Annotated in this window: 25 protein-coding genes; 11 read left to right on the top strand and 14 right to left on the bottom strand. The window is 62.1% G+C overall.

Going from position 1 to position 26,247, the window contains the following annotated elements:
- The first annotated feature begins 36 nt into the window (after positions 1 to 36).
- The gene (locus tag ACP7D4_RS15440; RefSeq protein WP_426107508.1) at positions 37 to 2,349 is read left to right on the top strand and encodes a UvrD-helicase domain-containing protein; all 2,313 of its coding nucleotides are present in this window, start codon (positions 37 to 39) and stop codon (positions 2,347 to 2,349) included.
- A 21-nt stretch (positions 2,350 to 2,370) separates the two neighbouring features.
- Here the strand turns inward: ACP7D4_RS15440 and ACP7D4_RS15435 are convergent, their stop codons facing one another.
- From ACP7D4_RS15435 to ACP7D4_RS15410, 6 genes are all read right to left on the bottom strand, one after another.
- The gene (locus ACP7D4_RS15435) at positions 2,371 to 3,189 is read right to left on the bottom strand and encodes a J domain-containing protein (protein ID WP_426209941.1); all 819 of its coding nucleotides are present in this window, start codon (positions 3,187 to 3,189) and stop codon (positions 2,371 to 2,373) included.
- Between the two features lie 267 nt (positions 3,190 to 3,456).
- Positions 3,457 to 3,858 (bottom strand): hypothetical protein, encoded by a 402-nt coding sequence (locus ACP7D4_RS15430; RefSeq protein WP_426107506.1) that lies wholly within the window; start codon positions 3,856 to 3,858, stop codon positions 3,457 to 3,459.
- Between the two features lie 20 nt (positions 3,859 to 3,878).
- On the bottom strand, positions 3,879 to 5,261 hold the full coding sequence (locus tag ACP7D4_RS15425; RefSeq protein ID WP_426209939.1) for a pre-peptidase C-terminal domain-containing protein: 1,383 nt from the start codon (positions 5,259 to 5,261) through the stop codon (positions 3,879 to 3,881).
- A 248-nt stretch (positions 5,262 to 5,509) separates the two neighbouring features.
- Complete coding sequence (locus ACP7D4_RS15420; protein ID WP_426107504.1) at positions 5,510 to 6,277, bottom strand: BPSS1780 family membrane protein; 768 nt, start codon at positions 6,275 to 6,277, stop codon at positions 5,510 to 5,512.
- Positions 6,274 to 7,233 (bottom strand): homoserine kinase, encoded by a 960-nt coding sequence (locus tag ACP7D4_RS15415; protein ID WP_426209937.1) that lies wholly within the window; start codon positions 7,231 to 7,233, stop codon positions 6,274 to 6,276. Before ACP7D4_RS15415 ends, ACP7D4_RS15420 begins: the two co-directional genes overlap by 4 nt.
- A 51-nt stretch (positions 7,234 to 7,284) precedes the next feature.
- A complete protein-coding gene (locus tag ACP7D4_RS15410) occupies positions 7,285 to 7,743 on the bottom strand; it encodes a hypothetical protein (protein ID WP_426107502.1) in 459 nt (152 codons plus the stop codon).
- 209 nt (positions 7,744 to 7,952) lie between these two features.
- Here ACP7D4_RS15410 and polA point away from each other — a divergent pair, with 209 nt between their 5' ends.
- From polA to ACP7D4_RS15395, 3 genes are all read left to right on the top strand, one after another.
- Positions 7,953 to 10,703, top strand: a complete 2,751-nt coding sequence (gene polA, locus ACP7D4_RS15405; protein ID WP_426209935.1) for a DNA polymerase I — start codon at positions 7,953 to 7,955, stop codon at positions 10,701 to 10,703.
- A 148-nt stretch (positions 10,704 to 10,851) separates the two neighbouring features.
- On the top strand, positions 10,852 to 12,066 hold the full coding sequence (locus ACP7D4_RS15400) for a DUF4382 domain-containing protein (RefSeq protein WP_426107500.1): 1,215 nt from the start codon (positions 10,852 to 10,854) through the stop codon (positions 12,064 to 12,066).
- Positions 12,067 to 12,226: 160 nt separating this feature from the next.
- On the top strand, positions 12,227 to 12,976 hold the full coding sequence (locus tag ACP7D4_RS15395; protein ID WP_426107514.1) for a ZIP family metal transporter: 750 nt from the start codon (positions 12,227 to 12,229) through the stop codon (positions 12,974 to 12,976).
- 5 nt (positions 12,977 to 12,981) lie between these two features.
- Here ACP7D4_RS15395 and ACP7D4_RS15390 read toward each other — a convergent pair whose 3' ends face one another.
- Positions 12,982 to 13,896, bottom strand: a complete 915-nt coding sequence (locus ACP7D4_RS15390) for a cation diffusion facilitator family transporter (RefSeq protein WP_426107499.1) — start codon at positions 13,894 to 13,896, stop codon at positions 12,982 to 12,984.
- Between the two features lie 129 nt (positions 13,897 to 14,025).
- Here ACP7D4_RS15390 and ACP7D4_RS15385 point away from each other — a divergent pair, with 129 nt between their 5' ends.
- Complete coding sequence (locus tag ACP7D4_RS15385; RefSeq protein ID WP_426107498.1) at positions 14,026 to 14,241, top strand: hypothetical protein; 216 nt, start codon at positions 14,026 to 14,028, stop codon at positions 14,239 to 14,241.
- A 9-nt stretch (positions 14,242 to 14,250) separates the two neighbouring features.
- Here the strand turns inward: ACP7D4_RS15385 and ACP7D4_RS15380 are convergent, their stop codons facing one another.
- The 3 genes from ACP7D4_RS15380 to ACP7D4_RS15370 form a co-directional block, all read right to left on the bottom strand.
- Positions 14,251 to 15,102, bottom strand: a complete 852-nt coding sequence (locus ACP7D4_RS15380) for a sulfurtransferase (protein ID WP_426107497.1) — start codon at positions 15,100 to 15,102, stop codon at positions 14,251 to 14,253.
- A gap of 79 nt (positions 15,103 to 15,181) precedes the next feature.
- Positions 15,182 to 16,105, bottom strand: a complete 924-nt coding sequence (locus tag ACP7D4_RS15375; RefSeq protein WP_426209933.1) for a DMT family transporter — start codon at positions 16,103 to 16,105, stop codon at positions 15,182 to 15,184.
- A 6-nt stretch (positions 16,106 to 16,111) separates the two neighbouring features.
- A complete protein-coding gene (locus ACP7D4_RS15370) occupies positions 16,112 to 17,212 on the bottom strand; it encodes an aromatic ring-hydroxylating oxygenase subunit alpha (protein ID WP_426209931.1) in 1,101 nt (366 codons plus the stop codon).
- A 311-nt stretch (positions 17,213 to 17,523) separates the two neighbouring features.
- Between ACP7D4_RS15370 and ACP7D4_RS15365 the strand changes: the two genes are divergently transcribed.
- From ACP7D4_RS15365 to dxs, 3 genes are read left to right on the top strand one after another with little or no spacing between them, the layout of a single operon-like run.
- Positions 17,524 to 17,778: an exodeoxyribonuclease VII small subunit gene (locus tag ACP7D4_RS15365; protein WP_426107494.1), complete on the top strand. Its 255-nt coding sequence runs from the start codon at positions 17,524 to 17,526 to the stop codon at positions 17,776 to 17,778.
- Positions 17,775 to 18,671 (top strand): polyprenyl synthetase family protein, encoded by an 897-nt coding sequence (locus tag ACP7D4_RS15360; protein ID WP_426107493.1) that lies wholly within the window; start codon positions 17,775 to 17,777, stop codon positions 18,669 to 18,671. The genes ACP7D4_RS15365 and ACP7D4_RS15360 overlap by 4 nt, the downstream gene beginning before the upstream one ends.
- Before the next feature lie 2 nt (positions 18,672 to 18,673).
- A complete protein-coding gene (gene dxs, locus ACP7D4_RS15355) occupies positions 18,674 to 20,542 on the top strand; it encodes a 1-deoxy-D-xylulose-5-phosphate synthase (protein ID WP_426209929.1) in 1,869 nt (622 codons plus the stop codon).
- 151 nt (positions 20,543 to 20,693) lie between these two features.
- On the opposite strand, the gene ACP7D4_RS15350 is transcribed toward dxs, so the two are convergent.
- Both ACP7D4_RS15350 and ACP7D4_RS15345 read right to left on the bottom strand, forming a co-directional pair.
- Positions 20,694 to 21,065, bottom strand: a complete 372-nt coding sequence (locus tag ACP7D4_RS15350; protein WP_426209927.1) for a DUF5329 domain-containing protein — start codon at positions 21,063 to 21,065, stop codon at positions 20,694 to 20,696.
- 3 nt (positions 21,066 to 21,068) lie between these two features.
- The gene (locus tag ACP7D4_RS15345) at positions 21,069 to 21,623 is read right to left on the bottom strand and encodes a cob(I)yrinic acid a,c-diamide adenosyltransferase (RefSeq protein WP_426107490.1); all 555 of its coding nucleotides are present in this window, start codon (positions 21,621 to 21,623) and stop codon (positions 21,069 to 21,071) included.
- A gap of 75 nt (positions 21,624 to 21,698) precedes the next feature.
- Here ACP7D4_RS15345 and ACP7D4_RS15340 point away from each other — a divergent pair, with 75 nt between their 5' ends.
- Genes ACP7D4_RS15340 through glcF form a run of 3 tightly spaced genes read left to right on the top strand, consistent with a single transcriptional unit; the run spans position 21,699 to position 25,473 of the window.
- On the top strand, positions 21,699 to 23,192 hold the full coding sequence (locus tag ACP7D4_RS15340) for an FAD-linked oxidase C-terminal domain-containing protein (RefSeq protein ID WP_426107489.1): 1,494 nt from the start codon (positions 21,699 to 21,701) through the stop codon (positions 23,190 to 23,192).
- Position 23,193: 1 nt separating this feature from the next.
- Positions 23,194 to 24,249, top strand: a complete 1,056-nt coding sequence (gene glcE / locus ACP7D4_RS15335) for a glycolate oxidase subunit GlcE (protein ID WP_426209925.1) — start codon at positions 23,194 to 23,196, stop codon at positions 24,247 to 24,249.
- 3 nt (positions 24,250 to 24,252) lie between these two features.
- Positions 24,253 to 25,473: a glycolate oxidase subunit GlcF gene (glcF, locus tag ACP7D4_RS15330; protein ID WP_426107487.1), complete on the top strand. Its 1,221-nt coding sequence runs from the start codon at positions 24,253 to 24,255 to the stop codon at positions 25,471 to 25,473.
- Here glcF and ACP7D4_RS15325 read toward each other — a convergent pair whose 3' ends face one another.
- Positions 25,474 to 25,665, bottom strand: coding sequence for a hypothetical protein (locus tag ACP7D4_RS15325; protein ID WP_426107486.1), 192 nt, complete (start codon positions 25,663 to 25,665; stop codon positions 25,474 to 25,476).
- A gap of 392 nt (positions 25,666 to 26,057) precedes the next feature.
- The coding region (locus tag ACP7D4_RS15320) for a hypothetical protein (protein WP_426209923.1) at positions 26,058 to 26,247 on the bottom strand (190 nt) is incomplete at its 5' end.

Below are 26,247 nucleotides of genomic sequence, written 5' to 3'. Positions count from 1 at the left end.
GCGCTCGCAGGAGTGCGCGACCGGTATAATCATGGGATGCAAAATCTCCTTCACAACCTCAATCCCGAACAGCTTGCCGCCGTCACGCTGCCCCAGCAAAGCGCCCTGATCCTGGCGGGCGCCGGCTCGGGCAAAACGCGCGTGCTGACCACCCGCATCGCCTGGCTGATCCAGACGGGGCAGGTGTCGCCGGCCGGGATCATGGCGGTTACTTTTACCAACAAGGCGGCCAAGGAAATGCTCACGCGCCTGTCCGCGCTGCTGCCCGTCAGCACGCGCGGCATGTGGATCGGCACTTTCCACGGGCTGTGCAACCGCCTGCTGCGCACCCACTTTCGCGACGCCGCGTTGCCGCAGACGTTCCAGATCATGGATTCGCAAGACCAAATCTCGATGATCAAGCGCCTGCTCAAGGCCAACAATATCGATGATGAAAAATACCCGGCCAAGGCGCTGATGTATTTCATCAACAGCGCCAAGGACCAGGGCCAGCGCTCGCACAATGTTGAAGCGCACGATCCGATCGAGCGCAAGTTCGTCGAGCTGTATGAACTCTATGACCAGCAATGCCAGCGCGAAGGCGTGGTGGACTTTGCCGAGCTGCTGTTGCGCGCCTATGAATTGCTGGTTCGCAACCAGCCGCTGCGCGAGCATTACCAGGCGCGCTTCAAGCACATCCTGGTCGACGAGTTCCAGGATACCAACGACCTGCAATACAATCTGCTCAAAATGCTGGCCGGGCACGAGGCGCAGTTTGGCGGCGCGCTGTTTGCCGTCGGCGACGATGACCAGAGCATTTACGCCTTTCGCGGCGCCAATGTGGGCAATATGGCCGCCTTCGAGCGCGAATTTCGGGTCGAGAACTTGATCAAGCTGGAGCAAAATTACCGCTCGCACGGCCACATTCTCGACAGCGCCAACCAGCTCATCTCCAACAACAGCAACCGGCTCGGCAAGAACCTGCGCACCGACGCCGGCCACGGCGAGCCGGTGCGCATCTACGAAGCCTCGTCCGATCTCGAAGAAGCGCAGTGGATCATCGAAGAAGCCAAGAGCCTGATGGCGGACGGCGCGCTGCGCAGTGAAATCGCCATCTTGTACCGCTCCAACGCCCAGTCGCGCGTGATCGAGCATGCGCTGTTTGCGGCCGGCTTGCCCTACACCGTGTATGGCGGCCAGCGCTACTTCCAGCGCGCCGAGGTCAAGCACGGCATCGCCTACCTGCAGTTGATGGACAATCCGCACAACGACCAGGCCTTTTTGCGCGTGGTCAATTTTCCCACGCGCGGCATCGGCATGCGCTCGATCGAGGCGTTGCAGGACGCCGCCGGCCATCACGGCATTTCGCTGTACGCTGCGGTGCCTTACGTGGCCGGCAAGGCGGGTTCTTCGCTGAGCGCTTTCATCAAGCTGATTGAAGGCGCGCGTTTCGAAACCCAGCAGCTGGCGCTGCCCGAAATGGTGCGCGTGGTGCTCGAGGCGAGCGGCCTGTTGACCCACTACGAAAAGGAAAAGGAAGGCGCCGACCGCATCGAAAACCTGGAGCAGATGGTCAACGCGGCCACCCAGTTCGTGCAGGAAGAAGGCTTTGGCCAGGCGGCGCCCGCGCACCTGGGCCCGAAAACCACGGCGCAGTCGGGCATGCCGCTTGTCGACGGCGACGGCTTCGAATTGCTCGACGCCGACGCGCCACTGCCCACAGTAATGTCACCGCTGTCGGCCTTTTTGTCGCACGCGTCACTGGAGGCGGGCGACGCCCAGGCGCAGGCCGGCCAGGACGCGCTGCAACTGATGACGGTGCACTCGGCCAAGGGCCTCGAGTTCGACGCCGTCTTCATCACCGGCCTTGAAGAAGGCCTGTTCCCGCACGAAAGCAGCACGCGCGAAATGGATGGCGTGGATGAAGAGCGGCGCCTGATGTACGTGGCCATCACGCGCGCCAAAAAGCGCCTGTACATGAGCTTTACGCAAACGCGCATGCTGCACGGGCAGACGCGCTACAACATGAAGTCGCGTTTTTTCGACGAGCTGCCCGAAGAAGCGCTCAAGTGGATTTCGCCGCGCGTGCAGTCGCACTGGATGGGTAACAAGAAGTCCGCCTGGGATGACACCGCGTTCACCGGCGGCGGCTCGGACAACAAAATCGCCCAGCAGATCACGCAGAAGGCGGCTGCATCAGGCCCGGGCTGGCGCATTGGCGAATCGGTTGTGCATGGCAAGTTCGGCGAAGGCGTGATCGTCAATATCGAAGGCGGCGGCGCCAATGCCCGCGCGCAGATCAATTTCGGGCGCGCCGGGATGAAAGTGCTGGACCTGTCGATTGCCAAGCTGGAGCGCCTGGGGCGGTGATGTTGCGGTGCCGGTGGCCGGTTAAAACTGGTCGACCGGAAGCGGGTCCGCGGTTTGCTTGCTGCCGGTCGCCGCGAACAGCTTGAGTTTCAACTTGACGAACTTGTCGCGCTGGGGCTGGAACAGTTCACGTTCCTGAAACGCCCGCATGCGCCCGTCGACCATCATTTTGTATTTCACGACATAGCTACCCGGCGCCACGTCTTCAACGACGAAGCGCTTGCCGTGGTGCACGAACATGCTGCGCGCGGCGCGCCCGTTGCGAAACAGCCGCACTTCCGCGTCGTATTTGCCGCCAGTGTTATCGATGTCAACCATCGCTATCCCGGGCGAGAAATCCTGTGCCGACGCTTGCAGGTAGCCATGTGGCACGCGGTCCGACTGCGCGACTTGCTCGGGCACCGGCGCTGGCGCTGATTGGCTCGCGTCGACGCCCTGCGCTTCATCATCGTCGCGGCCAGCTTCGGCAACCTGAAAGACGACCAACAACGCCAGGAAGAAAAATGCCAGCACGCCGGCAACCCGCACCGCATCCTGATCGTGCCAGCTGCGCTTTTGCTGCCGGGGTGCGGCTGGCTGCGGGGCGGGCGGCGCCGCGTGTTGTGCAGCGCGACGTTCCAGGGCCGCTATCGCGCGGTCATGCCGTGCGCGCCGTTCAGGGTCGCTCAGCACATCCCACGCCAGGTTAATCAGCTTCATGATTTCCAGCGCGGCAGGATCCGGATTGCGGTCCGGATGGTATTGCTGCGACAGCTTGCGGTACGCCGTCTTGATGACGCCGACGGGAGCGTCGCGCTGGACCTTGAGATTGTCGTAGTGGGTTGCTATCGGTTGGGCCACGTGCCACTCGTTCATAAAAAAGCCGGCAATTGCCGGCGCCGCCGGGAGGGGCGGCGTAGTAAATGCGTTCCAGACATGGATTGTAGTCGATTGTGGCGTGGCGAAATAGCATCACATCGTGAGGGCAGAGGGGCGGCGTCCTCGCCCACGCCCCTATGACTCTGCTTGCTTTTCAGAATTACTTCAGTATGTTGTGGGAGATCCTGCCCTCCCGGCGCGCGTATCGCCTGAGCGTGATCGCGCGTGCTTCCTGGAGGGCAGGCAAGATCAGCGGTAAGCGTTCAAGTCGGCAATGCTGTGCAGCGTGGCGTTCTTGAACGCGATGCGCTGCACGCCTTGCTGGCAATGCGGCCCGTCGTGGCTGCGGAACTGCACGCTCAGGCTGGCATCCATGTTCTTCAGGCGGAAGGTAATCATTTCCGTGGACGGCTTGCCTTCCTCGCGTACCTTGGTTTCAATCAGCACGTCGGTGGTGGCAAGGCCACTCATCAGCACGTCGACCTTGGGCCGTTTCTCGCCATCCGTGTGGTCGTAGCAGCCGTGGAAGTATTGCACTTCGTGCACGCCCGCCACGGGTGTGTAGGTGTAGTCGTGCTTGCCGGCGCCTTGCGCGCTGACGCTGGCCGCAGCCAGCGCGGCCAAAAGGGCCGTCTTGAAAAATGGTGTCATCTTGTTTTCCTTGAATTGGATCAGTTGATCGTCAGGCTGCCATTGTTGATATACCAGTAGTGCGTGACGCCCCCGGTGTCGGTCCACGTACCCAGGTTAAAGGTGTTGGTGCCCGACAGAGTAGCCGGGATTTCCGTTACCTGAAGTGCCTTCTGGGCCACGAGCCAAGTCAGTGCCGCCCCCGGCGACAAGGTTTCCGCAGCGCCCGTTGCGCGTACAAAATTGACCTTGCCGGTGCCAAAGGCTTTACTCAGCCCGTTGGTGTCGACCGCCAGCGCGGTGGCTTCATCGGCAGAAATGCCGCGCATGCTTTGCCATGGCACGCTGAAGTTGTAGATGCTGCTGGCCATGAAGGCGGACAAGCGGGGCTGGCGCAAGCGTTCGATGAAATGCGGCTCGGTCACCACGTTTGCCAAGGGGGAATAGGCCAGGAAATTGTTGCCGATCGCAACCGTGGTTGGATTAAGCAGGGCAGTTGTTACTTCGGCCCCGCCCGGGTGGTAGTACTGGCCCATTATGGCCATACCGGCGCTGGTGCCGCCCACGGGCGCGAACTTGGTGTTGATCAGATAGTTGAGCGCCGTGCCCACACCCTGGCCCTTGAAGTAATTCACATAGTCGGCCTGGTTGCCGCCCGCCATGAAAACGGCACCCGCATTCTTGATCGTTTGCACCACACAGGCGTCGTTGGCTTGCGCCGTGCTGGTGATTAGCAGTGTCTGTACCGAATTGACGCCGCCCAAGCCGTAGATGTAATCGTTGTAGGCATTGGTGCCTGTGGAGCGCAGGACCACAAAGTCGCCCCCGCCCGATTTGCCAATCATCCACTTGATGGCATTGTCGACGTCCATGCCGCCGCCCATCAGCACGGCGCCCCCGGCCGTGGTGCTCGGCTTGGGCGTGCTGTTGCCGGTCTTGCCGAGGTTCACAGCGGCCGGCAAGGTGCATGCCGTTGGCGTGCCGCCGCCACCGGGCGTGCCGCTGGAAGGGAAGGTGACGTTGAGCGTGTAGCGGCCCGCGCCGGAATAGCTTTTTACCCGCACGTAATAGACGCCGGCGGTCGTTGCGCTGTAGCTGCCGGTTTCCGGATTGGCGGAGGTGGAACGGTAAGCCACGTAGGAGCCGCTGCTCTTGTACAGGTACCAGTCGAGGTCGATGCCGCTGTCGTGCGCCAGGCTGATGTTGATGGCGCCGGGCGCTGCCACGTCGAGCTTGTACCAGTCGTAGTCGCTGCTTGAGGCGATGCTGCCGCTCACTGCCACGCCGCTACACATGCCGGCGTTGGCGGAAGTGTCGGCATTATTCGGTTCGGCCTCCCCGGACAGGCACGCGCCCCAGGCAAGGGGAGCGGCGAGGATGGACGCGAGCATCCACGCCGCGCTTTTGAAAAGTCGGTTTTTCATTGTTCTGCATCTCCAGATTTCGGGTTATTTTTCTATGAAACAACTCTGTCAAATTGGCGGGCAAGAAAAAACTTTTACATTAAAAGTTTTCATGATCGATAATTTTCATCGAATATACGCTCAACACGAAAATAGTTCCAATTGTTTTTTTGGGGCACGTGTGAAAAACAAACAGGGAGGGCATGCGGGCCGGAATCGGCTTGCAGAGAGGTGAAAAAAAAGCCAACCGCAGATGGTTGGCTTGTGGATTATCGCGCTGCCTTGGGGGCGTCTTCGGGCGCGCCCAGTATTTGCTTGTAGGCGGCATACGTCGCGCACTGAAAGATCAATATCGAGACGAAGGTGATCCAGGTCCCGATGACCTGGGCAATGGCCGCGGTCCCGAAAATCATCGCAAAGACCTGGTGCAGCAGCGCCGACAGCGCAATCCACACCACCAGCATGACGGCGATCGGGGCTTTCGAGCCCAGCACGGCAAACACGCTGTAGAAAATCGCCTTGAAGGTAGGCATGCGCTTCCAGTAGGTCAGGCCCGGCGCGAACGACAACAGCAGCGTTGACACGGCCAGCACCAGAAAAAACATGGTGAAGGCCAGCGCGGTCCTGCCATCCACCACCGGCTGCTTTTTCGCTTCCATCATTTTCATCGCCGCCTTGACGGCTTCAATATCGATGAAGGGGATGACGGCAAGGGCCAGTACGATCACGATGCCCAGGTAGACCAGGCCGAGCTTGAACAGCGGCCCGATCGCTTCCTTTTGAAAACCGGTCAGCAGCACGCGGGGATGAACGCGCTCTCCATTGTCGATCATGCGGCACGATTGCTGGATCGCCATGGTGAATGAGGGCATCGCGAGGTACGCGACGATCACGCCCAGTACCGGCAACATCACCAGCAAAATGGTGACCATGAAATTGGCAAATATCAGCATCATCAAGATGCCTGGCTGCTGCTTGAACAGGCCAAAGCCCTGCTTGAGCCAATCGATGCCCGTACGTGCCGGCAAACCTTTCATGAGAACAGCTCCGGCGCGGTAGTGGCAATGCGCTCGCGCAAGATGCGTTCGAAGTGGAACGGATCGTGCGGCGTGAGCATTTCAGCTTCGCGCGGCAGGTGGAAGTCGTACAGGCGCGAGAGCCAGAAGCGCAGCGCGGCGGCGCGCAGCATGGCTTGCCAGGATTCATGCTCGTCATGCGTGAACGGACGCACCGCGTGGTAGGCGTCGAGCATGGCGCGCACCCGAGCGGTGTCGAGCTCGCCGGTGGCCAGGTCGATGCACCAGTCGTTGACCGTCACGGCCATGTCGAACAGCCAGGTGTCGCAGCCGGCGAAATAGAAGTCGAAAAACCCGGTCAGCTGCTCGCCAACAAACATCACGTTATTGCGGAACAGGTCGGCGTGCACGGGCCCGCGGGGAATGCGGTGGTAGTGCGCGCTCGCGGCAAAGGCTTGCTGGAAATGCATTTCGGCCCGCAACAGTGCCGCGCTGCCTTCGTCGAGCATGGGCAAGACTTTGGGCGTCGTTTCGTTCCACCAATCAATGCCACGCAAATTAGGCTGTTGCAGCGGAAAGTCGACGGCCGCCAGGTGCATGCGCGCCAGCATGGCGCCGACCGCGGCGCAATGCACCGGCTCGGGCGCCATTTGCGAGCTGCCGTCGAGTTTGCTGACGATGGCTGCCGGCTTGCCGTGCAGCGCCACCACCAGCTCGCCCTGTGCGTTGGCAACGGGGGCGGGCACCAGCACGCCGCGCTCAGCCAGGTGGCGCATCAAGTTCAGGTAGAACGGGAGTTGATCGAAACGCAGCACCTCGAAAATGGTCAGCACATACTCGCCGGCATCCGTCGTGATGAAAAAATTGCTGTTTTCGATGCCTGAGGCAATGCCCTTGATGGCGCTTGCTTTTCCTAAAGGGAACTGCTGGAGCCAGGGGGCGACGTCATCCAGGCTGACCGCGGTAAAAACTGCCATGTGAAAGCGTTATAAAAGTAAAGTCGGTATGGATAAGCGGCGAGGCCGGGCTTACTTGGCGGGGACGGTCTTGGGCGGCGGCGCGTCGGCGGTCTCGGCGGCAGCTTCGGCAACCGGCTTCTTTTTGCCTTTGCCAAACTCCAGCACCGTCCATTGCGGTCCGCGAACAGAATTGCCGCTTTGCACGTCACCGTGCTGGGCGTTGCCGGCAGGCACGTTCGGCTTCATCGTGTACGTACTCGGGCCGGCCTGGACTTTGACTTCGGTCACCCGACCGCCATCCTTCTTTTCGGTGATTTTGGTGCCGCCCTTGGCCGATTTGGGCGTGACGTTAACCGACGGGCGCGGCGTCTGGACCGGTTCGATGGTCTCCAGCTTTGGCGGCGCATCGCCCGGTTTCGGCGGCGCCTCGCTCGGCTTGGCTTGGGCAAACACGGCGCCAGCATGCGCACTCAGGCACAGGGACAGGCACAGGGACAAAATTTTCCGCAGGGGGGATGCGCGCAGCATGATAGGTTGCCTTCTTAGTCGTTTAGACCATTGTAACAAAGCCACGCCAACCCTGTGGAAAGTCTGGCAAGCGCCCCCGGTCCGCCAGGCGCGGCCAGCGAAGCGGGCGCGATGCGGGGCCAGGGCGGATTCTGCGATAATGTCTCACGCTTTGCCGCGCTGTTTTTCACGCGGCTTCAACCTCACGCTTTGACCTCACATTCGGCACCATGCAAAATACCCTGTTGTTAGTCGACGGTTCCAGTTACCTGTACCGCGCGTTCCACGCCCTGCCAGACTTGCGCAGCCCGGATGGCCATCCCACCGGCGCCATGCACGGCATGGTCAACATGTTGCGCCGCCTGCGCCAGGACTACCCGGCGGCCTACATCGCCTGCGTGTTCGACGCCAAGGGCAAGACGTTCCGCGACGATATGTACGCCGACTACAAAGCCACCCGCGCGCCCATGCCCGACGATCTGCGCCTGCAGATCGAACCGATCCACGAAGTGGTGCGCCACATGGGCTGGCCGATCCTGATGGTCGAAGGCGTCGAGGCCGATGACGTGATCGGCACGCTGTCGGTGCAGGCCACGAGCATGGGCTTGAACACCGTGGTCTCGACCGGCGACAAGGACCTGGCGCAGCTGGTCAACGACAAGGTCACCCTGATCAACACCATGACCAACGAAAAGCTCGACGAAGCGGGCGTACTGGCCAAGTTTGGCGTGCCGCCCAACCGCATCATCGACTACCTGGCGCTGATCGGCGACACGGTCGACAATATTCCGGGCGTGGCCAAGTGCGGCCCCAAGACCGCCCTCAAGTGGCTGGCCGCGCATGACAGCCTCGAAAACGTCATGCAAAGCGCACATACCATCACCGGGGCGGTTGGCGAGAACCTGCGCCAGGCGCTGGCATGGCTGCCCAAGGGGCGCGAGCTGATCACCGTCAAGCTTGACTGCGACCTGGCCGGCCACATGGTGTCGATTGCCGACACGCTGGTGGCCCAGCCTGAAAATCAGGAAGGCTTGCGCGACTTTTTTGCGCGCTATGGCTTCAAGACGCTGCTGAAAGAGTTGAACGTTAATATTGACACCGCCAGCGGCCCGGCAGCGCTGTTCAATTCGCCTGAAGGCGACTTGTTCAGCAGCGCCGACGACTTGCCGGTCATCCGCGGCGAGTACGTCACCATTACCACCGAAGAGCAGCTTGACGCGTGGCTGGCGCTGATCGACAGCGCCGAACTGACCTCGGTCGACACCGAAACCACGTCGCTCGAACCGATGACGGCGCAAATGGTCGGCATCTCGCTCAGCGTAGAGCCGGGCAAGGGCGCTTACATCCCGGTCGCGCACCGCTACGCGGGCGTGCCCGAGCAGCTCGCGCGCGACCTGGTGCTGACCAAAATGAAGGCGTGGCTGGAAGACCCGGCCAAGCCGAAGGTGGGCCAGAACCTGAAGTACGACAGTCATATTTTCGCTAATCACGGCATTACGCTGCGCGGCATCGTGCACGACACGCTGCTGCAGTCCTACGTGTTCGAGTCGCACAAGCCGCACGACATGGACAATATGGCCAAGCGCCACCTGGGCTACACCACCATTTCGTTCACCGAAGTGTGCGGCAAGGGCGCCGGCCAGATCTGCTTTGACCAGGTGGAGCTTGAGCGCGCCACCGAATACGCGGGTGAGGATTCGGACATCACGCTGCGCCTGCACCACGCCATGAAAGGCCATGTGCTGGGCGACGCCAAGCTCGAATTCATTTACCGCCAGATCGAGTTGCCCACTTCCGTGGTACTGCAAAAGATCGAGCGCAATGGCGTGCTGATCGACGGCGCGTTGCTCGACCTGCAGTCGGGCGAACTTGGCGCGCGCATCATGGAGCTCGAACAAAAAGCGTACGAACTGGCCGGCGGCCCGTTCAACCTGGGTTCCCCCAAGCAGATCGGGGAAATTTTTTTCGGCAAGCTGCAACTGCCGGTGATTAAAAAAACGCCGACCGGGGCGCCATCGACCGACGAGGAAGTGCTGCAAAAGCTGGCCGAAGACTATCCGCTGCCTAAAATTTTGCTCGAATACCGCAGCATGTCCAAGCTCAAGTCGACCTATACCGACAAGCTGCCGCGCATGGTCAACCGCGACACGGGCCGCGTGCACACCAATTATGCGCAAGCGGTGGCCGTGACGGGGCGCCTGTCGTCCAACGAGCCCAATTTGCAAAATATCCCGATCCGCACCGCCGAAGGGCGGCGCATCCGCGAAGCCTTTATCGCGGGCCCTGGCAACGTGATTGTTTCGGCCGACTATTCGCAAATCGAATTACGCATCATGGCCCACATCTCGGGCGACGAAGCGATGCTGCGCGCGTTCTCGGAAGGCGAGGACATTCACCGCGCCACCGCGTCCGAGGTCTTCGGCGTGGCGCCAGCCGACGTGCAGTCCGAGCAGCGCCGCTACGCTAAGGTCATCAACTTTGGCCTGATCTACGGCATGAGCGCCTTTGGCCTGGCCAGCAACCTGGGCGTGGACCGCGCGGCCGCGCAAAGTTATATCGACAAATACTTCGCGCGCTTTTCGGGCGTGCGCCAGTACATGGAAGACACGCGCATGCAGGCCAAGGCGCGCGGCTATGTCGAAACCGTGTTCGGCCGGCGCCTGTGGCTACCCGAGATCAATTCGCCGAACGGCCCGCGCCGCCAGGGCGCCGAACGGGCCGCGATCAATGCGCCGATGCAGGGCACGGCGGCCGACTTGATCAAGCTGGCGATGATTGCGGTACAGGGCTGGCTGGAAGAAACCGGCATGGCCACGCGCATGATCATGCAGGTGCACGACGAACTGGTGCTCGAAGTGCCGCAGGCGGAACTGGACGTGGTCAAGATCAAGCTGCCGGAACTGATGGCGGGCGTGGCGGCGCTGAAAGTGCCTCTGCTGGCCGAAGTGGGGATCGGCAGCAACTGGGACCAGGCCCACTGATAATGCAAGCAACGCAAGCTGTAAGAGTTGTAAGCAAATGTACTTTCGTGCGGCAGCGCACCTTATTGTTTCCTACTGGAATGTATAGTAGGGCATGCCTGGAGTTAGGGCTGCGGACGGTGTCCACCGTCCATATATGAGGTAAAAAATGAATACTACTTTGACGCGTTTAAGCTTGGCTACCTCCACCATTTGCGCAGCGGCGGTCCTGGTCGCCTGCGGCGGCGGCGGCTCCTCCACACCGACGCCGGCATCTTCGGCCATGGGCTCGGTCCGCGCTTCGCTCACCGACGCGCCCGCCTGCGGCTACGATGAAGTCAACATTACCGTCAACAAAGTGCGCGTGAACCAGAGCGAGACAGCGTCGGAAACCGACGGCGGCTGGACCGACATTACGCTCGCCGCGCCCGTCAAAGTCAACCTGCTCAAGCTGACCAATGGCTTGATCGAACCGCTGGGCACCGCACCCCTGACGGCCGGCCACTACAGCCAGATTCGCCTGGTGCTCGACGCCAATACTGCCGACAATATGGCCAACAGCGTCAAGCCTACCGGCGGCACGCTGCAAAACCTGATCACGCCGAGCGCCGTTCAAAGCGGCCTGAAGTTAAATGGCAGCTTTGATGTGGCCGCAGGCCAGGTGGCCGATGTCGTCATCGACTTTGATGCCTGCAAGTCGATCGTAACCCGTGGCAACGGCAAATATGCGTTGAAGCCCGTGATCAAAATGCTGCCTGCGGTATTGAACGGTATCTCGGGCGTCATTGCACCAGCTCAACTGACCAGCAACGTCATGATCAGCGCCCAGCAAGCGGGCGTGGTCGTCGCGTCGACCGTCCCGGATCCGATCAGCGGTGCTTTCCTGCTGTCGCGCCTTCCGGCGGGCAGCTACGACGTCGTCATCACGGGCGCGGGCAGTGCAGCGACCGTGATTGGCGCCGTGCCCGTCAGCGCGACGGCCAGTGTTCCAGTGAGCACCAGTACGACGCCGATCACGCTTGCCAGCAGCGCCACCGGCAGCATCGGCGGCACCACCAAGCTGACGCCGGCAGCTGAATTGGCCACCTACGTATCGGCCAAGCAATTGTTTGCCGCCGGTCCTACCGTGACGATCAAGTACGCCGGTTCCGACCTGGTGACGGGCGCCTACGCCATCAACGGCTTGCCTTTGAACGCACCGCAATACGCCGTCTATTCGACCACCTTGCCACTGGTGTTCGCGCCTGCGACAACAGTGCTGCCGGGCATAGCCAAATACACGGTGTCGGCCTCGGCGCTCGGCTACGCAACGCTGCCGTTCGCCACCGCGGTCGATATTGCCGTGGCGAATGCGTCCAACGTCAATTTCGCCCTGGTGCCGTAAGCCTTTGCGGTAACGCTTAAACCGGAGTCATCAATAGGGTCAGGCCGCAGAAATGTGGTCTGACCCCGTTTTTATGCGGCGGGGCGGTACAATGCGGGTCTTGCGCTTATCGCAAGCACTGCCCAGAGGCTTCAAAATCGACCCGATTCTCATCTCCATCCTGCTCGCAACGACGATTGCGGGGGTCTTCAGCATCACCGCCGCAGCGGTGTTTTCGTTCGCGCTTCTGTCCCGGATGGTCGAGCGCATGGTCAGCTTGTCGGTGGGCATCATGCTGTCGACCTCGCTGCTGCATGCGCTGCCCGAAGCGTTTGAATCGACGGCCGACAAGCGTCATCTGTTCGCCACGCTGCTGGGCGGCCTGCTGGCGTTTTTTCTGCTGGAAAAACTCGCCATTTTGCGCCATTCGCACCACCACGAGGGCGACGGCCACCACCACGCGCACGGGCATGACAAGATGGAGGCGGGCAAGGCTGGCTGGATGATCCTGATCGGCGACGGCTTGCACAATTTTACCGACGGCATCCTGATTGCCGCCGCCTTTATTGCCAATCCCGAACTGGGCATCGTCACTGGCCTGGCGATCATCGCGCATGAAATCCCGCAGGAAATCGGCGACTTCATCGTGCTGCTCAACGCCGGGTTTTCACGCGCGCGGGCGTATTTCTTCAACTTGCTGTGCAGCCTGATGGCCGTTGTCGGCGGCCTGCTGGGCTACTTTACGCTCGACAAGGCCAGCCACCTGATTCCCTACGTGCTGGTGTTCGCCTCGTCCGGCTTCATCTACATTGCCGTGAGCGACCTGATGCCGCAGATGCAGCGCCGCGCCACGCTGCGCGAATCGGTGCCCCAGGTGTTGCTGATCGGTGCCGGCGTGCTGCTGGTGTTATTTCTGACCTCCGGCCGCTAGCCCCGTCAAGACCTTGTCAGCTCCGTTTTCGATTCGATGAAGACGCGCTTGACCTTGGGATAATGCTGCTTGATATCCCGGTCGATCTGCGCAAACACGTCGTGCACCCGGGCCCGGTCAACCGCGGCGCTGACGTGCAGACTGATATTAACGAGAATATATTCCGGTCCCATGTGCATGGTGAGCACCTCGCTCACCCGGTCGACATTGGCGTTGTTGCCAATCAGCGCGCGGATGCCGTCGACCACGTCGCTGCCGGCGCTCTCGCCGATCAGCAAGCCCTTGCTTTCGACGGCCAGGAAAAATGCGACCAGGCCCAGCAATAGACCGATCAGCACCGAAGCGGCGCCGTCGAAGGCCGGGTTGCCGGTCACTTGCCCCAGGGCGATGCCGCCCAGCGCAAACACCAGTCCAAGCAGCGCCGCGCTGTCTTCCACCAGCACCGTGAAGACCGTTGGGTCCTTGCTCTTGCGAATCGCCTCAAGGTAGCCCAGCGACCCTTTGATGCGCCGAAATTCCTTGAGCGCGACCCACCACGAAATGCTTTCAAACACCAGCGCCGCCGCCAGCACGCCGTAATTGACCAGCACGTTTTCAATGGGATTGGGGTGCCTGAGATGGCGCACGCCTTCATAGATGGAGATGCCGGCGCCGAAAGCGAAAATCAGGATTGCCACGACCAGGCTCCAGAAATACACTTCCTTGCCGCGCCCGAAGGGGTAGCGCGCGTCGGCCGGCAAGCTCGACCGGTGCACGCCGTACAGCAGTAAAATTTCATTGCCGCTATCGACGACGGAATGAAAGCCCTCCGACAACATGGCCGAACTGCCCGTGAAGGCGGCGGCCACGAATTTGATCGCTGCGATCAAGAGATTGCCGATCAGGGCGACATACACTGTTTTTTTGGTTCCGTCCGACATGGCACTCCTGGTCTGTTGGGTGCAGGGTAGCACTTGCGCTCTAGCGCAGCTGCACGCGCCGTAGCGAACGCACGCCCGGCCAGCGCGGTAGTACCATCCAGATTGCACACACACATAAGGGATGTCGAGATGCCTTCAAGCCAGCACCGCCGCAACGCCGGACAACAGCTGCTCTACAGCATCGCCTATGATCAGGGCGAATACTTCATCACGCGCGATGGCGTGCTCAAGAAGTCGGTTCCTGACGCCATGGTTGCCGGCATTGTCCTGGCCGAAGCCACGCCCGAACTAATGCTGCGCACGGCCATTGCCGATATCGAAGCGCTGATCGGCATGGACGAATAGCAGGACGTTTTAGGCTCCGGTGGCGATCGGGCGCGCTGGATCGGCGCACCACTCGCTCCACGAGCCGGGATACAGCGCCGCACCGGGCATGCCGGCCACTTCCAGCGCCAGCAGATTGTGGCAGGCCGTCACGCCCGAGCCGCATTGCATGACGGCGCGGGCCGGCTCGTCGATCAGGTTTGCAAAGTCGGCCTTGAGCTGCGCCGCTTTTTTGAAGCGGCCGTCGGCTTGAAGGTTATCCTTGAAGAAGCGGTTTTTGGCGCCCGGTATGTGGCCACCCACCGGATCCATGGTTTCGTTTTCGCCGCGAAAGCGGTCGGGCGCGCGCGCGTCGACGATGGTGTTGGCGCCGCTTGCCAGGTTGTGCAGGACATCTGCGGCCGATACCGTGGCGCCAAGCGGCGCCTGCGCGGCGATGCTGCCGGGCGCGCGCACGGGCACCTGGTCGGACATCGGCAAGCCCTGCGCCTGCCAGGCGGCCAGGCCGCCGTCGAGCACGGCCACGCCCGCGTGGCCGACCCAGCGCAGCAGGAACCACAGGCGGGCCGCGAACATGCCGCCGTGGGCGTCGTAGGCGACGACCTGGCTGTCCGGGTTGATGCCCCAGGTGCGCAGCGTGTCGATCAGCGCGGCGCGCTCGGGCAGCGGATGGCGGCCGCGAAACACGCCGTCGGCGCCTTGCTTGGGGCCGGATAGTTGCGTGTCCAGCGCGGCGAACAGCGCGTTGCTGATATGGCCGATGGCGTAGCCGTCCGGGCCGGCGGCCGGGTTCATCAGGTCATGGCGGCAGTCGAGGATGACCCAGTTCGGGTCGTCAAGGTGGGCGGCCAGGTCGGCAGGCGAAATCAGGGTGGTGTGCATGGGATCCTCGGGTGGCGCTGTTGGCGTGTATTGTAATGTTACCTTATTGGCCACTGGTTTCCCGTTACCTTCCTTGCCGTCACACTTCGCTGGCGATCGGATCGGTGTCCGTCACGACGGCCCCGCGCGGGGTTTTTTTGGTGTTGTAGAACGTCGCTGCAATCCCGGACGCGAGAATGACCCCCATCCCCAGCCACACATACCAGCTGAAGCGGTCGCCCCACAACAGCATGCCCCACAGGCTGGAAAAGATAATCCCGGTGTACTGCAAATTGGCCACGACCAGTACCTTGCCCACGCGGTAGGCGCGCGTCATGGCCATCTGCGCCATGGCGGCGCTCACGCCAATGGCCAGCAGCAGCGCCACCCCGTACGGCGTGTGCGGCGTGAGCATGGGCATGCCGGCCGGGCGCCCTTCCAGGATGGTGCCGAAGGCGCCGGCGCACACGGTCATCAGCGAAAAATAAAACACCACCCGGTATTCCGGCTCGCCCATCTGCCCCAGTTTGCGCACCTGCATGTAGGCCAGCGCCGAGAGCACGCTCGACATGATGCCCACCACGCCACCGAGCCACTGGTCGGCCGCCACGGCCGGCTGCAGCACCAGCGTGACGCCGACAAAGCTCATGCCGATAGCGGCAATCAAGGGCCATTCGACGTGGTTTTTGGATTGCCACCAGCCTGCGCACAGCAGGAACAGCGACATCCAGATGGGGGCCATGTAATTGAGCGTGACGGCGGTGGCCAGCGGCAGTTTGCCGATCGCGTAAAACCACAGCCACAGCGACACCACACCGACCAGGGCGCGCCACAGGTGGGCGCCGGCGAACGCGGTGCGCAGACTGCCGCGCTGCGCGCGCACCAGGACCAGCAGCATCAAGGTGCCAACCAGGCCCCGGTACATCACGATTTCGGAGGTTGAATACAGCGTGGACGCAAGCTTGACGGCCGCCCCCATGATGGAGAAGGCAAAGCTTGCGAACAGCATCCACAGAGACGGCATGAAATCCTAAAGCGTGAGGTTGCTGCGATACCACTCGTGAAAGTGCTGCATGCCGTCTTCCATTGGCGACTGGTAGGGACCCACTTCGCTCACCCCGCGCGCCATCAGGATGCGGCGGCCCGCATCCATGCGCTGGGCGATCTCGTCATCCTCTTTGCATGTCTCGAAATACGCTGCGCGTTCCGCTTCGATGAACTCGCGCTCGAACAGCACGATTTCCTCGGGATAGTAGAACTCCACCACGTTCTTGGTGCGCTGCGGTCCGTCCGGATGCAGCGTCGAGACGATCAGCACATGCGGATACCACTCGACCATGATGTTCGGGTAGAGCGTGAACCAGATTGCGCCTTTTTCGGGCGGCACGCCGTTGCCGAACTTGAGCACTTGTTCCTGCCAGCGCTGGTAGACGGGCGAGCCGGCCTTGGTCAGCGCGCGGTTCACGCCCACCGTCTGCACGCTGTAGTCGGGGCCGAATTCCCATTTCAGGTCGGCGCAGCTGACAAAGCCGCCCAGGCCCGCGTGGAACGGCTCGACGTGGTAGTCCTCGAGGTAGACCTCGATGAAGGTCTTCCAGTTGTAGTCGCAGGTCTGCACTTCGACATGGTCGAACATGTAGCCCGAAAAATCGAAATCGGTGGCCACCGACAGCTGCGCGAGCTTGTCCATGACGTTGTAGTCGTTTTGCTCGAACAGCAGTCCGTGCCAGTTTTGCAGGGGCGTCTTGGACAGGTTCAGGCAAGGCGTCTCCGGAAAATGCGGAGCGCCTATCAGTTCGCCTTTGAGGTCGTACGTCCAGCGGTGAAGCGGGCAGACGATGTTGTTGGCATTGCCGCGCCCATTGAACATCAGCGCCTGGCGGTGGCGGCAGACGTTGGACAACACTTCGATGCCGTTGGCGTTACGCACCAGCATGCGCCCTTCGTGCTCGGCGGCGAGCGTGGCAAAGTCGCCTGTTTCGGGCACCATCAGCTCATGGCCGATATAGCGCGGGCCGTCCCGGAACAATTGTTCCATTTCGCGCCGTAACAGCGCCTCGTCAAAATAGACATCTACCGGAAGCTGCGCACACGAGCGCGCGAGCTTGGCGTGGGTAGCCAAATCGGACATCCCAACCCCCCTTTAAAAGAGCTTCGAGCCAAAGAAGAGAAAGAATCCAAAGACCAGTATTTTGGAGAACGCAATACGGTATTTCGGACAGAACCGGCGATTATACCGTGAACGGACTCGGCAGTCGCGGTCCCGCACGCGAATGCGTGGATTGAATATGCAGTTCTTGCACGAAAGGCATCGGTTTCATCTTCGCTGCCTGCTTGCTATAAAATGGTGTCATTACCTATGGGATGGATTGTTCTAATTTATCCGGTTAGACTGCGCCTCACGCCAAAAAGTTGCGTACGCGTTCACATATCAAAGTGTCTATGTCAAAGAAATCAACAGTCGAGCAAGTAGTGCCCCCGGAATCGTTCGAACAGGCGATGGCCGAGCTGGCCCAGCTTGTCACCCAGATGGAGTCGGGCCAGTTGCCGCTCGAAGCGTCCGTCGCGGCGTACGCGCGCGGCTCCGAACTGGTTAAATATTGCGCCCAGCAGCTCGAAAAAGTGGAATCGCAAGTCAAGGTCCTCGAGGGCGACATGCTCAAGCCGTTCGCGGTCGAGGGCGAGGGCATGCAATGACGCCAGCGAGCAGCTTTGCCGACTGGATGGCGGCGGTGCAGGCGCGCGTCGAAGCGTCGCTCGGCGCGTTTTTGCCGCATGCCGAGACGGTTCCGTTCAAACTGCACGAAGCGATGCGCTACACCGTGCTCGGTGGCGGCAAACGGGTGCGCCCGCTGCTGGTGTTCGCCGCCGGCGCGCTGTTCGGCGCCGACGCGCGCGCGCTCGAACGCGCGGCGGCAGCCGTCGAAATGATCCACGCCTATTCGCTGGTTCACGACGACATGCCCTGCATGGACGACGACGCGCTACGGCGCGGCAAGCCCACCGTGCACGTGGCGTATGATGAAGCGACCGCGCTGCTGGTGGGCGACGCGCTGCAGGCGCAGGCATTTCTGGTGCTGTCCGAAGGCGGCGCAGTGCCGCCGGCGCGCCAGGTCGCCATGCTGCGCTTGCTGGCGCACGCAGCCGGATCGGGCGGCATGTGCGGTGGCCAGGCGATTGACCTGGACAGCGTCGGCCTTGCGCTCACGCGCGAACAGCTCGAACAGATGCACCAGTTGAAAACCGGCGCCTTGCTGCGCGCCTCGGTGGTACTCGGCGCGCTGGCCGGCGCCGACCTGCAAGACGGCGAACTGGCCGCGCTCGACGCCTATTCGAACGCGATCGGCCTGGCCTTCCAGGTGGTTGACGACGTGCTCGACGCGACGGCCGATTCAGCCACGCTGGGCAAGACCGCGGGCAAGGATGCGGCGGCCAACAAGCCGACCTACGTATCGATTCTGGGCCTGGATGCTTCGCGCGTCCTGGCCGAAAAACTGCGATGCGACGCGCATGAGGCGCTCGCACCGTTTGGCGACAAAGCAGGCCGGCTCCGCGAACTGGCGGACCTGATCGTGCAGCGGAAGGCGTAACCATGAATTTACTAGAACACATCAACCAACCGGCGGAGCTGCGCAAGCTCGCGCGTTCCCAACTGACGCCGCTCGCGCACGAGCTGCGCAATTTTCTGCTCGACTCGGTCTCCAAGACGGGCGGCCATTTGTCGTCCAACCTGGGCACGGTCGAACTGACCATCGCGCTGCACTACGTGTTCAACACGCCGTACGACCGCATCGTCTGGGACGTGGGCCACCAGACCTACTCGCACAAGATCCTTACCGGGCGCCGCGAGCAGTTTCACACGCTGCGCCAGTTCGACGGCATTTCGGGCTTTCCGCGCCGCGTAGAAAGCGAATACGACACCTTCGGCACGGCCCACTCGTCGACCTCCATCTCGGCCGCGCTGGGCATGGCGCAGGCGGCCAAGATCAAGGGCGAGCACCGGCACGCGATTGCCGTCATCGGCGACGGCTCCATGACGGCCGGCATGGCTTTTGAAGCGCTCAACAACGCGGGCGTGCAGGAAGACATCAACCTGCTGGTAGTCCTGAACGACAACGACATGTCGATTTCGCCGCCGGTAGGCGCGCTCAACCGCTATCTGGCGCGCCTGATGTCGGGGCAGTTTTACGCCGCCTCCAAAACGGTGGCCAAGTCGGTGTTGCCAGGCCCGGTGCGCGAACTGGCCAAGCGGCTCGAAGAGCATGCCAAGGGCATGGTGGTCCCGGCCACGATGTTCGAGGAATTCGGTTTCAATTACATCGGCCCGATCGACGGCCATGATCTTGAATCGCTGATCCCCACGCTGGAGAACATCAAAAAACTCAAGGGGCCGCAGTTCCTGCACGTGGTGACCAAGAAGGGCCAGGGCTACAAGCTGGCCGAAGCCGAGCCGATTCTGTACCACGGCACCGGCAAGTTCAATCCGAACGAAGGCATCAAGCCCGGCGCGGCCGGCAAGACCACTTACACCGAAGTGTTCGGCAGCTGGCTGTGCGACATGGCCGCCGCCGACAAGCGCCTGGTCGGCATCACGCCGGCGATGCGCGAGGGTTCGGGCATGGTCAAGTTCGAGGAAAAATTCCCGGACCGGTATTTTGACGTCGGCATCGCCGAGCAGCACTCCGTGACCTTCGCGGGCGGCTTGGCGACCGAAGGCCTGAAACCGGTGGTGGCGATCTATTCGACCTTCCTGCAGCGCGCCTACGACCAGCTGATTCACGACGTGGCGCTGCAAAACCTGGACGTCACGTTTGCGCTGGACCGCGCGGGCCTGGTGGGCGCGGACGGCGCCACGCATGCGGGCAACTACGATATCGCATTTTTGCGCTGCATCCCGAACATGGTCGTGATGGCCGCGTCCGACGAAAACGAATGCCGCCAGATGCTCACCACCGCGTACCACTACGAAGGCCCGGCGGCGGTGCGTTATCCGCGCGGCGCCGGTATCGGTGCGGTAATCGAAAAGGCGCTCACGTCAATCGCGATCGGCAAGGGCGAGATCAAGCAGCGCGGCAAGGGCGTGGCGATCCTGGCGTTTGGCTCGATGGTGTCGCACAGCGTGGCGGCGGGCGCCGAGTTGAATGCCACGGTTGCCAACATGCGCTTCGTCAAGCCGCTGGACGTGGAACTGGTCAGGCAGCTGGCCGCGGAACACGAGTACCTGGTGACGGTGGAAGAGGGCTGCATCATGGGCGGCGCGGGCGCTGCGGTGGCCGAGGCGCTGGCCGAGGCGGGGATCGTCAAGCCGCTGCTGATGCTCGGCTTGCCCGACAAGTTCATCGACCATGGCGATCCGCATGCGCTGCTCGCTGGTGTGGGTCTGGATGCCAAGGGGATTGCAGCGTCGATTCGCCAGCGCTTTGGGGCGATGGAGCCGCGGCTGGTGGTCAACAACACCTGAGAATTGCGCGCGGTTTGGGTAGTGCGCGCTTTGCGTAGGTCGGAAAAGCGAAGTGCATTCCGACATTGCTAGCGTCATCGTAACGCATGCACTGTCGGAATGCGCTCCCGCTTTTCCGACCTACGATTTGATGTATTACGATTTCAAGGTGTTACTTAAGAGCGGCTGTCTTGCGATAGCGGTTCAATTCTTCAATCAGCCACACCGCGCTCGTCACCGGCTGTTGCCCCTCGCACGCCATCATGTAAGCCTTCCCGCTGCTGCTGCTGGTTGATGCCCCCAGCTTGATGAACGACTCGGCAGTCGGCAGCATATCCTTCTTGTCCAAATACTCGTATTTGCTCGCCAAATGCTTTTTCGCGCTCTTGGCGTCATACCAGCTGCCGTTGCGGTTGAACCTGCACTGCGACTGCTCCACCGCGCCCAGCAAATGCGCCACTTCCGCCTTGGTAATCTCAGGCGTTGCGGCAACGGCCATGTTCGCCGCCAAAATAGTTCCTACCAGAATCAATAACTTCTTCATTTCTCAACCTCGTTGACGTTCGTGCTGCCATAGTACATCGCTGCCGCCCGCGAACCGGTTGAGCACACGCGAAAGCACGAACATCAAGTCCGACAAACGGTTCACATACTGGCGCGGATGCTCGTTGATGGTTTCGGTTTTACCCAGCGTCACGATGCTGCGTTCGGCGCGCCGGCATACCGTGCGGCACACATGGGCGATCGACGCCGCGCGCGAGCCGGCCGGCAAGATGAATTCCGACAGCGCCGGCAAGGTCGCGTTATATTTTTCCAGCAAGTCGTCCAGGCGTCCCACATGGTCGTCCGTGATCATCTGGTAGCCGGGGATGCACAGCTCCCCGCCCAGGTCGAACAAGTCGTGCTGGATCGTGATCAGCTCTTCGCGCAGCTCGGCCGGCATGTCTTCGCACAGCAGCAGGCCAACAAAGGAATTGAGCTCGTCAACCTCGCCCAGCGTGTGGATGCGTACGCTGTCCTTGTCGGTGCGGCTGCCGTCGCCCAGGCCGGTGGTGCCCTTGTCGCCGGTGCGCGTGGCGATCTTTGAAAGTCGGTTACCCATGATGTCATCGTCCCATTGCAAAAAAGAATAGGGCGAGCATACGACAAAACGACCGATAGTGCTTACAATCGCAGCATGCCAGCCTCCCTCCCCATCGCCGTCCCTATCGATAACGCGCGCCAGCAGCAAGTAGCCGCAGCGCTGCGCGCGCTGCTGCCCGAAGGCTGCGTGCTGTCCGACGCCGAAGATACCCGTCCCTACGAATGCGACGGCCTGGCTGCGTATCGCCAGTTGCCGATGATCGTCACGCTGCCGCAAGACGAGGCGCAGGTGCTGGCGATCCTCAACACCTGCCGCGCCATGAACGTGCCCATCGTGCCGCGCGGCGCCGGCACCGGCTTGTCGGGCGGGGCCATGCCGCTCGCCGACGGCGTCGTCATTTCCACCGCGCGCCTGAACCGCATCGTGCGCATGGAGCCGTACGCGCGCCTGGCGGTGGTGCAGCCGGGCGTGCGCAACCTGGCCATCTCGGACGCCGCCGCGCCCTACGGTCTTTACTACGCGCCCGATCCGTCGTCGCAGATCGCCTGCACCATCGGCGGCAACGTGGCGGAAAACTCGGGCGGCGTGCACTGCCTCAAATACGGGCTGACGATCCACAACGTCATGCGCGTGCGCGTGGCGACCATTGACGGCGAGATCATCGAACTTGGCGGCGAAGCGCTGGATGCGCCGGGGCTGGACCTGCTGGCCGTGTTCATCGGCTCGGAGGGCATGCTCGGCATCGTCACCGAAGTGACCGTCAAGCTGATCCCCAAGCCGCGCGCGGCGCGCGTGATCATGGCCTCGTTCGACAGCGTGGTCACCGGCGGCAATGCGGTGGCCAGCGTCATCGCGGCGGGCATTATTCCGGCCGGGCTGGAAATGATGGACCGCACCTCGTCGCGCATGGTCGAGCCTTTCGTCAAGGCCGGCTACGACACGGACGCCGCCGCCATCCTGCTGTGCGAAGCGGACGGCACCGAGCTGGAAGTCGATGAAGAAATCGAACGCATGTCGGCCGTGCTGGCGCTGGCCGGCGCCAGTGCCATTGCCATCTCCACCACCGAGGCCGAACGCCTGCGCTTCTGGTCCGGCCGCAAGAATGCCTTCCCGGCGGCGGGGCGCATCTCGCCCGACTACTACTGCATGGACGGCACCATCCCGCGTAAGAAACTGGCGCAGGTGTTGACCGGCATCGAGCGCATGGAGGCGGCGCACGGCCTGCGCTGCGCCAACGTGTTCCACGCCGGCGACGGCAACCTGCACCCGCTGATTTTGTTTGACGCGAATGTGCCGGGCGAATTTGAACGGGCCGAAGCCTTTGGCGCCGAGATTTTGGCGCTGTGCGTCGAAGTGGGCGGCACCATCACCGGCGAGCACGGGGTGGGCATCGAAAAGATCAATTCCATGTGCGTGCAGTTTTCGCGCGCCGAGCTGGACATGTTTTTTGCCGTCAAGCGCGCCTTCGATGCGGCCTTCCTGCTCAACCCTGACAAGGCGATTCCCACGCTGAACCGCTGCGCCGAATTTGGCAAGATGCGCGTGTCCGGCGGCGTGCTCCCCTTTGCCCACCTGCCGCGATTCTGACATGACTGCACTCGACAACTTCCGTGAACAGGTACTGGGCGCCGCCGGCGCGCGGCGCACCCTGCGCATCCGTGGCGGCGGCACCAAGGACTGGTACGGGCAGGCGTTCGAAGGCGACATCCTCGACACGCGCGGACACGCCGGCATCGTCGACTACGAACCTACTGAACTGGTGATCACGGCGCGCTGCGGCACGCCGCTGGCCGAAGTCGAGGCCGCGCTGGCCGAACGCGGCCAGATGCTCGCCTTCGAGCCGCCGTACTTTGGCGACGGCGCCACGTTCGGCGGCGCCGTTGCCAGCGGCCTGTCGGGCCCGCGCCGGGCCAGCAGCGGCGCCGTGCGCGACTTTTTGCTCGGCGCAGTGCTGATGGACGGCCAGGGACAGGTGCTGACCTTCGGCGGGCAGGTCATGAAGAACGTGGCTGGGTACGATGTCTCGCGCCTGCTGGCGGGCTCGCTCGGTACGCTGGGGCTGATGCTGCAGATGTCGGTCAAGGTACTGCCGCGCCCCTTGCGCGAGTCGACGCTGCGTTTTGAGATGAGCGAGATCGATGCGCTCAAGCGCGTGAACGAATGGGGCGGGCAGCCGCTGCCGATATCGGCCAGTTGCTGGAGCGACGGCGCGCTGACGCTGCGCCTGTCCGGCGCGCAGGCGGCGGTGGAGGCGGCCGAGCGGTCGCTGGGCGGGGCAAGCGTGCATGACGGCGCGGCGCTCTGGCGCGCACTGCGCGAGCAGCAGCATGGATTTTTCAGCGGGGCGGACAGCCTGTGGCGTTTGTCGGTCCCGTCAGCGGCGAGCGCCATCCTCTTGCGCGGCGAACAGCTGATCGAGTGGGGCGGGGCGCAGCGCTGGCTGAAAAGCGCGTCCGACGCCGCGACGGCGCACAACATCCGGCGCGCCGTCAGTGCGGCCGGCGGGCATGCCACGCTGTTTCGTGGCGGCGACAAGAGCGTGGGCGTGTTCCAGCCGCTGGCGCCTGCCATCGCCAAGATCCACGAACGGCTCAAAGCGTCGTTCGATCCCGCGCACGTTTTTAATCCCGGACGGATGTACTGACCCATGCAAACCAATCTCGCCGATTTCATCAAGGGCACCCGCGAAGGCGACGAAGCCGAAGCGATCCTGCGCGCCTGCGTGCACTGCGGTTTTTGTACGGCCACCTGTCCCACCTACCAGATACTGGGCGATGAGCTGGACGGTCCGCGCGGGCGCATTTACCTGATCAAGCAGGTGCTCGAAGGCGCGCCCGTCACCAAGAAAACGCAGCTGCACCTGGACCGTTGCCTGACCTGCCGCAGCTGCGAGAGCACGTGCCCGTCAGGCGTCAAGTATGGGCGCCTGGCCGACATTGGCCGCAAGGTGATCGAAGAGCGCGTGCCGCGCACGCTGGGCGAACGCGTCACGCGCACGCTGCTCAAGGAAGCACTGCCGCGCCCATGGATCTTCAAGCCGCTGTACAAGGCGGGGCAGCTGGTGCGACCGCTTTTGTCGCCAGCGCTGCAGGACAAGCTGCGCAAAAGCGCACCGGCGGGCCGCTGGCCGCTGCGCGCGCATGCGCGCAAGATGCTGGTGTTGGATGGCTGCGTGCAGCCTGCGATGGCGCCCAATATCAACGCGGCGACCGCGCGCGTGCTGGACGCCTTTGGCGTGCAGCTGATCACCGCGCCCAAGGCCGGCTGCTGCGGCGCGCTGCGCTATCACCTGAACGACCAGGAAGCTGCGCTTGACGACATGCGCCGCAATATCGACGCGTGGTGGCCGCTGGTTGATCAGGTGGAGGCGATCGTGATGACCGCGTCAGGCTGTGGCGTTACGGTCAAGGAGTATGGACACTTGCTGGCGCACGACGCGCAGTATGCGGCCAAGGCGCGCCGCATTGCAGAGATGACGCGCGACCTGTCCGAGATCATGCCGCAATTCGAGACTGAACTTGGGGCCAGAATAAAAGGGCGTGGAGGGAAGAAGGTGGCGTGGCATCCGCCGTGCACCTTGCAGCATGGGCAGCAGATTCGGGGCAAGGTAGAAGGGGTGTTGCGCGCTGCCGGCGTCGAGGTGACGCTATGCGCCGACAGTCATTTGTGTTGCGGTTCGGCGGGCACGTATTCGGTGCTGCAGCCGGCACTGGCCACTGAACTGAGGGACAGGAAGCTGGCGAATTTACTTGCTACCGGCGCGGAGGTGATCGTGTCGGCGAACGTGGGCTGCCTCAGTCACCTGCAATCGGGTACGGATATACCCGTGACGCACTGGATCGAACTGGTCGACCAGGCACTGGCCTGATTATGAACCGAGGCGTGCTTTTTCTTCTGCGGTGAGGCGCTTGGTGCTGACGACAACCGTGACCATTTTTGCTTCGATGGCAGCTTTGGCGACAGGAGCGGTAACAACGACGTTGGCAGTGGCGAAAGTGGTGAAGCCAGCCAGGATGAGGGCTGCGACGAAGACTGCTTCCATGTTTTTGTTGATGTTCATTTGAATCGTTCCTTGATGTGTTTTGGTATGTACACATTATGAACATCGGGCACATATAACGCCAATTTCAAGTTCTGATACGACCCATTCATGTGATAAATATCTTAAGTGTTAAGGCGCATGAGCGTTATTTGATTTGCGAATGATGATTGCCCTGAGTTGTAAATAATAATATTTCTTTCGCGGCGGAAATATACACGCGCGGGCCTTGTCCCGACATTTGGCGTGGCTTGATGAGCGCGGTAGCCGGGGAAAAGAAGATCAAGAATTGGTGATCAGTGCGCACTGCAGCTGCGGCCGCTATCCCTTAAACCGCGTGACCCCTTTTCTTCAAAACCCCAGCTTCGGAATGATCAGCGAGGCGCGTCTTTGCCCAAGTGCGCCCGGCCACTTCACCTTTTGTGAGCACGCGCAGCAGTGTTGAGGGTGCTATTGGAAGGCAGTCTGGACAGGCCGTTCACCACCAATCCACCCAAGTTAAGACATTTCAACAGTTTTTCTGAGTCATCTTCTTGTGTGGTTTTACGCCGGGCTTCCTGGGCTTCGAACGATTCTCTCGATGGCGATAGGTCTTCCCGGCAA

Source organism: Massilia sp. TWP1-3-3 (genome assembly GCF_049897805.1).
Lineage (GTDB): Bacteria > Pseudomonadota > Gammaproteobacteria > Burkholderiales > Burkholderiaceae_D > Telluria_A.
The sequence above is the reverse complement of the archived record's forward strand: the minus strand, read 5'-3'. Positions and strand labels throughout refer to the sequence as shown.

What these genes read in the sequence shown, in the direction of transcription:
- ACP7D4_RS15440 (WP_426107508.1), top strand. Translation starts at nt 37, where the DNA reads ATGCAAAATCTCCTTCACAACCTCAATCCCGAACAGCTTGCCGCCGTC.
- ACP7D4_RS15430 (WP_426107506.1), bottom strand. Translation starts at nt 3,858, where the DNA reads ATGACACCATTTTTCAAGACGGCCCTTTTGGCCGCGCTGGCTGCGGCC.
- ACP7D4_RS15425 (WP_426209939.1), bottom strand. Translation starts at nt 5,261, where the DNA reads ATGAAAAACCGACTTTTCAAAAGCGCGGCGTGGATGCTCGCGTCCATC.
- ACP7D4_RS15420 (WP_426107504.1), bottom strand. Translation starts at nt 6,277, where the DNA reads ATGAAAGGTTTGCCGGCACGTACGGGCATCGATTGGCTCAAGCAGGGC.
- ACP7D4_RS15415 (WP_426209937.1), bottom strand. Translation starts at nt 7,233, where the DNA reads ATGGCAGTTTTTACCGCGGTCAGCCTGGATGACGTCGCCCCCTGGCTC.
- ACP7D4_RS15410 (WP_426107502.1), bottom strand. Translation starts at nt 7,743, where the DNA reads ATGCTGCGCGCATCCCCCCTGCGGAAAATTTTGTCCCTGTGCCTGTCC.
- polA (WP_426209935.1), top strand. Translation starts at nt 7,953, where the DNA reads ATGCAAAATACCCTGTTGTTAGTCGACGGTTCCAGTTACCTGTACCGC.
- ACP7D4_RS15400 (WP_426107500.1), top strand. Translation starts at nt 10,852, where the DNA reads ATGAATACTACTTTGACGCGTTTAAGCTTGGCTACCTCCACCATTTGC.
- ACP7D4_RS15390 (WP_426107499.1), bottom strand. Translation starts at nt 13,896, where the DNA reads ATGTCGGACGGAACCAAAAAAACAGTGTATGTCGCCCTGATCGGCAAT.
- ACP7D4_RS15385 (WP_426107498.1), top strand. Translation starts at nt 14,026, where the DNA reads ATGCCTTCAAGCCAGCACCGCCGCAACGCCGGACAACAGCTGCTCTAC.
- ACP7D4_RS15380 (WP_426107497.1), bottom strand. Translation starts at nt 15,102, where the DNA reads ATGCACACCACCCTGATTTCGCCTGCCGACCTGGCCGCCCACCTTGAC.
- ACP7D4_RS15375 (WP_426209933.1), bottom strand. Translation starts at nt 16,105, where the DNA reads ATGCCGTCTCTGTGGATGCTGTTCGCAAGCTTTGCCTTCTCCATCATG.
- ACP7D4_RS15370 (WP_426209931.1), bottom strand. Translation starts at nt 17,212, where the DNA reads ATGTCCGATTTGGCTACCCACGCCAAGCTCGCGCGCTCGTGTGCGCAG.
- ACP7D4_RS15365 (WP_426107494.1), top strand. Translation starts at nt 17,524, where the DNA reads ATGTCAAAGAAATCAACAGTCGAGCAAGTAGTGCCCCCGGAATCGTTC.
- ACP7D4_RS15360 (WP_426107493.1), top strand. Translation starts at nt 17,775, where the DNA reads ATGACGCCAGCGAGCAGCTTTGCCGACTGGATGGCGGCGGTGCAGGCG.
- dxs (WP_426209929.1), top strand. Translation starts at nt 18,674, where the DNA reads ATGAATTTACTAGAACACATCAACCAACCGGCGGAGCTGCGCAAGCTC.
- ACP7D4_RS15350 (WP_426209927.1), bottom strand. Translation starts at nt 21,065, where the DNA reads ATGAAGAAGTTATTGATTCTGGTAGGAACTATTTTGGCGGCGAACATG.
- ACP7D4_RS15345 (WP_426107490.1), bottom strand. Translation starts at nt 21,623, where the DNA reads ATGGGTAACCGACTTTCAAAGATCGCCACGCGCACCGGCGACAAGGGC.
- ACP7D4_RS15340 (WP_426107489.1), top strand. Translation starts at nt 21,699, where the DNA reads ATGCCAGCCTCCCTCCCCATCGCCGTCCCTATCGATAACGCGCGCCAG.
- glcE (WP_426209925.1), top strand. Translation starts at nt 23,194, where the DNA reads ATGACTGCACTCGACAACTTCCGTGAACAGGTACTGGGCGCCGCCGGC.
- glcF (WP_426107487.1), top strand. Translation starts at nt 24,253, where the DNA reads ATGCAAACCAATCTCGCCGATTTCATCAAGGGCACCCGCGAAGGCGAC.
- ACP7D4_RS15325 (WP_426107486.1), bottom strand. Translation starts at nt 25,665, where the DNA reads ATGAACATCAACAAAAACATGGAAGCAGTCTTCGTCGCAGCCCTCATC.